Genomic DNA, 5,375 nt, shown 5'->3' with positions numbered 1-5,375 from the left:
AAAACCTGTTCTTACTACTGCATGATCATCTGCAATTACTATTTTCAATTATAAGTCAGTCCCCTTACGCTCTCTAGAGTGGCACTTCTAAAGTGATAATCGTTCCTTTTCCTAAATGTGTTTCTACATTCACTTTTCCGTTTACAAGCTCTGCTCTTTCATTCATACCATACAATCCTAGTCCTGTACCTTGTGGTTGAGAATTCGGATCAAAACCTTGACCATGATCAATCACTTCAGCCATTAATAAACGTCCAACCTCCTGGACAAAGACATCTACCGAACTTACGCCTGCATATTTTAATGCATTAAATACCGCTTCCTGTACCACACGATAAACCACCGTTTCTACTTCACTATCATATCTTTTATCTTGAATGTTAGATTGATATACAATTTGCATACCATAATTATTTTCAAATTGTTTAAAATATGATTTAAAAGCCGCTTCCAAGCCTAAATCATCTAGAGATGAGGGTCTTAATTCAACTGATAGATGTCTTATATCATCAATCAATTTAGACATTAATCCCTCAATACGTTGTGATTGTTGGACAAGTTCTGAGGATTCTTTTTGATATTTCAGCAATCTGAGTTCAACATCAATATTTAGCATTTCTTGTACAACACTATCGTGTAGTTCTCTAGAAATACGTTTTCTTTCATTTTCTTGCGCGGAAATTGTTTTTCTCATCATCTGACGTTGATACATTTTTTCTTGTCTTTCAATTTGCGGCGAAATATCTTGAAGTGTAAATGCATATATCTCATTATCTTCATCAATCGCTTGATAAGAAGCTGTAAATGGTCGAACTTTATGATCTACTGTTTTCATAAACACTTGAAAATTGATATCGTTTGGTTTAGATGTGTCTAAATAACAATTTTTGCAACTTTGAAGTTCAAATTCATTTGAATACCCTTCACAACGATCACAAATCGCATTTGTCATCGCACTATAATTATTATCTTTTGAAATAATTTCTTCAGCGGCGTCATTCATTGCAATGACTTTTCCTTCTTTATTTACAAAAACAATTTTTTCATTTGTAGTTTCATAATATTTTTTTAGTAAGTCTTCCATTTGCAGATTATATAACTCTAACACATATATCACCTAGATTTCTTCATTAAATTCCCACAAACGGCCTTTAATATTTAATTGATTAATCACTTTAGGCAATGTTTTATTACCTCTTTGTCCTAATAATAACACGCCTGCAACATGCTGTTCATGCCATAATGGTATAGCAACGAGCGCGTTTAAGTTTTCACTCATCAAAATAGGGTACTTAATTTTTTCTTCTGGTGTTATTGTTTTGGAAACATTTTCTATAACCATTCGCTTTCCTGTTTTCATGACTGTCCCAGCTAAGCCTCTGCCTTTTCTCAAAACAATCAATTTATAACGACTGTTTAAATTACCTGAAACATATTGCCATTTAATAGGTCCAGAAGGTTCGTGGTTTTCATATAGTGCAACAGCAGCAAAATCACAGTTTACTTTTTTTCTAAGTGTGTCAAGTTCCTGCTGAAAATGTACCGGTTCAAACAAAGGTTCCGGAATCATATATCGTACTCCTTTTATATTTAATGTGCACGAGGTGCTTTATGTTTTCTATATACAATATAACGTCTATTTGTATATGCTAATGGAATACTCCATACATGTACAAGACGTGTAAATGGCCAACAAGCTAATATTGTAAATCCTAATAAGATATGAATTTTAAATGATAATGGAACGCCTGTCATTAGTGCTGCATTGGGTGAGAATGTAAATAAGTGTCTAAACCATATAGAAATCGTTTGACGGTAATCAAAGTCAGTTACCATTGCATTAGTAACTAAAGTTGAGAAACATCCCATAAATATAATCAATATTAATAAGAAATTTACGAAAATATCAGAAGCTGAACTTAACTTTCTCACATTACTAATCGTTAAACGTCTTGCTGTTAAAAGTAACATTCCAATTAGAGTCATTATACCAAAAATACTACCAATATAAACAGCTCCAAAGTGATATGTACTTTCGCTTATGCCAAGTCCATCTATCCATTTTGCTGGAATAGCTAACCCCACCACATGACCAAAAAATACTGGAATAATTCCTAAGTGAAATAACAGACTGCCCCATTTAAGTTGTTTTTTTTCTAAAAACTCACTCGATTTTGCAGTCCATGAAAACTGATCATATTTATATCGAGCAATATGACCAACGATAAAAATTGCCACACATAAATATGGGTAAATAATCCAAAGAAATTGATTAAGCATGATGTGTCACCTCTTTTGGAATGTCTAAACAAGCTTTTAATGTTTCTCGTAATGCACGAATCACATAAGCGTAAGGATTATTCTCCTTAGCTAATTGATTTGCCATTTCATATGTACCATCTTCAATAATCATAATCACTAACTCAATATTGCCTTCTGCACGAGGATCATTATGCCAACTTGCTACATGTAAAAACTGCAACATCAATGGTAGATAATCTGATAATTCATTATCTACCATTTTTAATCCAAACATTTCATAAAGTACTTTTAGTTTTGCGAGCATTTGACCTCTTTCTTTTTGAGTATCAAATTTATTGTAAGTCATATAAAGTGGTGATGTTTTATTGAAATCAAATGTATCCGTATAAATTGCTTTAATTTCAGATAAAGTAAATTGGTACATAATTTCACGATATTTCATTAAATCTGCATATCCTGGATGCGAAGGATGAATCGTTTCTTCAAATGTATTAGGATGAAATGTTAATTTTTCTGGAAAATTAAGTTGTTGTGCAAGATATCCAAAACTTTCTTGATAGTATTTAAATTGTGTTAGATTAATCACGGAAAATACCTCCATAGAAATTCTCATTATAAATCTCTTGACCAGATTTTCCTGACGTTGAACCTACTGGAACACCGCAGCCTTCACAATTATCTCCGAAATATTCACCGCCATATCCTTGGCTACCTTGAGCGTGATACGTATCTAAATAGGTTTCTTTATGTGAAGATGGTACAACAAATCGATCTTCATATTTAGCTAAACCTAATAGACGATACATTTCTTTTGTTTGAATTTCTGATAAACCTAAACGTTCTAATCTAGAAGTATCAAATGGTTTGTTTGTGACTTGAGCACGCATATAACTTCTCATCATTGCCATTTTTTGTAACGCTTCTTTTACTGGCTCTACTTTACCTGCTGTAAATAAGTTTGCTAAATATTCAATAGGTAAACGCATTTCTTCGATGGCCGGGAAAATCATATCTGGATTTTGACCTGAATTTTTACCTTCAAAATAACTCATAATTGGACTTAAAGGCGGGCAGTACCATACCATTGGCATTGTTCTAAATTCAGGATGTAATGGAAATGCCAATTTATATTCAATCGCTAATTTATACACAGGTGAATTTTGAGCAGCTTGGATCCATTCATAACTGATACCATCTTTTTCTGCTTGTTCAATCACTTCTTCATCAAATGGGTTTAAGAAGATATCAAGTTGTTTTTCATATAAATCTTGTTCATTTTCAGCTGAAGCCGCTTCGTGTACACGATCAGCGTCATATAATAAAACGCCTAAATATCTCATTCTTCCTGTACATGTTTCTGAACATACAGTTGGCATTCCTGCTTCAATTCTTGGGAAGCAGAATGTACATTTTTCAGCTTTATTTGTTTTCCAGTTGAAATATACTTTTTTGTAAGGACAACCTGTCATACAGTAGCGCCACCCACGACATGCATCCTGATCGACTAAAACAATACCATCTTCATCTCTTTTATACATAGCCCCTGAAGGACATGAAGCAACACAACTAGGATTTAAGCAATGCTCGCATAGACGAGGTAAATACATCATAAATGTTTCATCAAATTGGAATTTGATATCTTCTTCAATTCTTTGAATATTTGGATCTTCTGGTCCTGTTACATGTCCGCCAGCTAAATCATCTTCCCAGTTTGGTCCCCATTCAAGATTTAGTCTATCTCCTGAAATCAATGAATGTGCTTTTGCCACTGGTGAATGTTTACCTTCTTTAGCTGTGGTTAAATGTTCATAATTATAAGTCCATGGTTCATAATAATCTTTGATTAACGGCATATCTGGATTATAGAAGATTTTACCTAAGGCAATTTTAGACCACTTACTACCTGATTTAAGCTCAAGTTTACCTTTTTTATTTAATACCCAACCACCTTTATAGTGCTCTTGATCTTCCCAACGTTTTGGATAACCTACACCTGGTTTGGTTTCTACATTATTAAACCACATGTATTCTGCACCCGGTCTATTTGTCCAAGTATTTTTACATGTCACACTACATGTATGACACCCAATACATTTATCTAAATTCAATACCATTGCAACTTGCGCTTTAATCTTCAAGCCAATTTACCTCCTTCATTTTTCTAACTGCGACGTACACATCACGTTGGTTTCCAATTGGTCCATAGTAATTGAAGTGATAACTAATTTGTGCATATCCTCCAACTAATTGCGTAGGTTTTAGGTGAATTCTTGTAGGTGCATTATGTGATCCCCCACGAGTATCAGTAATCTCAGAACCTGGTGTTTCAATGTGCTTATCTTGAGCGTGATACATAAACATTGTACCTTTCGGCATGCGGTGTGACGTTACCGCTCTTGCAGTTACAACACCATTTCTGTTATAAACTTCAAGCCAATCATTATCATTGATACCATGTTGCTCAGCATCTTCATTAGATAGCCAAACCACTGGACCTCCTCTGAATAGAGTCAACATACGTTCATTATCTTGATATGTTGAATGAATATTCCATTTTCCATGAGGTGTTAAATAACGTAGAACAAGTGCATCTTGTCCACCTTTTATCTTTTTATCTCTTGCGCCAAATACCATTGGTGGAAGTGTTGGTTTATATACTGGTAAGCTTTCACCAAATTGCTGGAATACTTCGTGATCGATATAGTAACTTTGTCTTCCAGTGAGCGTTCTAAAAGGTACAAGTCTTTCAATATTTGTTGTAAATGGAGAATAACGACGATTATTTTTATTAGAGCCTGGGAATACTGCTGTTGGGATAACTTCTCTTGGTTGAGCTGTAATATTTAAGAACGAAATTTTTTCAGATGCACGTTCTTTTGAAATATCCTTCAATTCCATTCCAGTTTGATTTTCTAAATCTTCATATGATTTTTGAGATAATTTACCATTCGTTGCCGAAGAGATATTTAAAATTGCATCAGCTACTTTACGTGCAGTATCAATACGTGGTCTATCGTTTCTAACAGAATGTTCATCGTCATCATTCCACGTACCAATCATACTTTTTAGCTCTTCGTATTCTTCTTTAACGCTAAAACTAACGCCGTGTGCCC

At 34.0% G+C, this 5,375-nt stretch carries 6 protein-coding genes; all 6 read right to left on the bottom strand.

Going from position 1 to position 5,375, the window contains the following annotated elements:
• Positions 1-73: 73 nt before the first annotated feature.
• Complete coding sequence (nreB, locus tag HMPREF2647_RS07610) at positions 74-1,084, bottom strand: sensor histidine kinase (RefSeq protein ID WP_221413217.1); 1,011 nt, start codon at positions 1,082-1,084, stop codon at positions 74-76.
• Positions 1,085-1,117: 33 nt separating this feature from the next.
• Positions 1,118-1,570, bottom strand: a complete 453-nt coding sequence (nreA, locus tag HMPREF2647_RS07605) for a nitrate respiration regulation accessory nitrate sensor NreA (protein WP_019834830.1) — start codon at positions 1,568-1,570, stop codon at positions 1,118-1,120.
• Between the two features lie 20 nt (positions 1,571-1,590).
• On the bottom strand, positions 1,591-2,280 hold the full coding sequence (gene narI, locus HMPREF2647_RS07600) for a respiratory nitrate reductase subunit gamma (RefSeq protein ID WP_017174958.1): 690 nt from the start codon (positions 2,278-2,280) through the stop codon (positions 1,591-1,593).
• Complete coding sequence (gene narJ, locus HMPREF2647_RS07595) at positions 2,273-2,848, bottom strand: nitrate reductase molybdenum cofactor assembly chaperone (protein ID WP_002448445.1); 576 nt, start codon at positions 2,846-2,848, stop codon at positions 2,273-2,275. Before narJ ends, narI begins: the two co-directional genes overlap by 8 nt.
• Positions 2,841-4,400 carry a nitrate reductase subunit beta gene (narH, locus tag HMPREF2647_RS07590; RefSeq protein ID WP_002488804.1) on the bottom strand — a complete coding sequence of 520 codons (1,560 nt, stop codon included), beginning with the start codon at positions 4,398-4,400 and terminating at the stop codon, positions 2,841-2,843. The genes narJ and narH overlap by 8 nt, the downstream gene beginning before the upstream one ends.
• A partial coding sequence (locus HMPREF2647_RS07585) for a molybdopterin dinucleotide binding domain-containing protein (protein WP_141756756.1) occupies positions 4,390-5,375 on the bottom strand: 986 nt, incomplete at its 5' end. The genes narH and HMPREF2647_RS07585, both read right to left, overlap by 11 nt.

Origin of the sequence: Staphylococcus sp. HMSC035D11 (genome assembly GCF_001836075.1) — a bacterium.
GTDB lineage: Bacteria > Bacillota > Bacilli > Staphylococcales > Staphylococcaceae > Staphylococcus > Staphylococcus hominis.
This window is presented reverse-complemented; position numbering and strand designations above follow the sequence as displayed.

Excerpts from the sequence above, each read along its gene's own strand:
- narI (WP_017174958.1), bottom strand. The coding sequence starts at position 2,280 with ATGCTTAATCAATTTCTTTGGATTATTTACCCATATTTATGTGTGGCA.
- nreB (WP_221413217.1), bottom strand. The coding sequence starts at position 1,084 with ATGGAAGACTTACTAAAAAAATATTATGAAACTACAAATGAAAAAATT.
- nreA (WP_019834830.1), bottom strand. The coding sequence starts at position 1,570 with ATGATTCCGGAACCTTTGTTTGAACCGGTACATTTTCAGCAGGAACTT.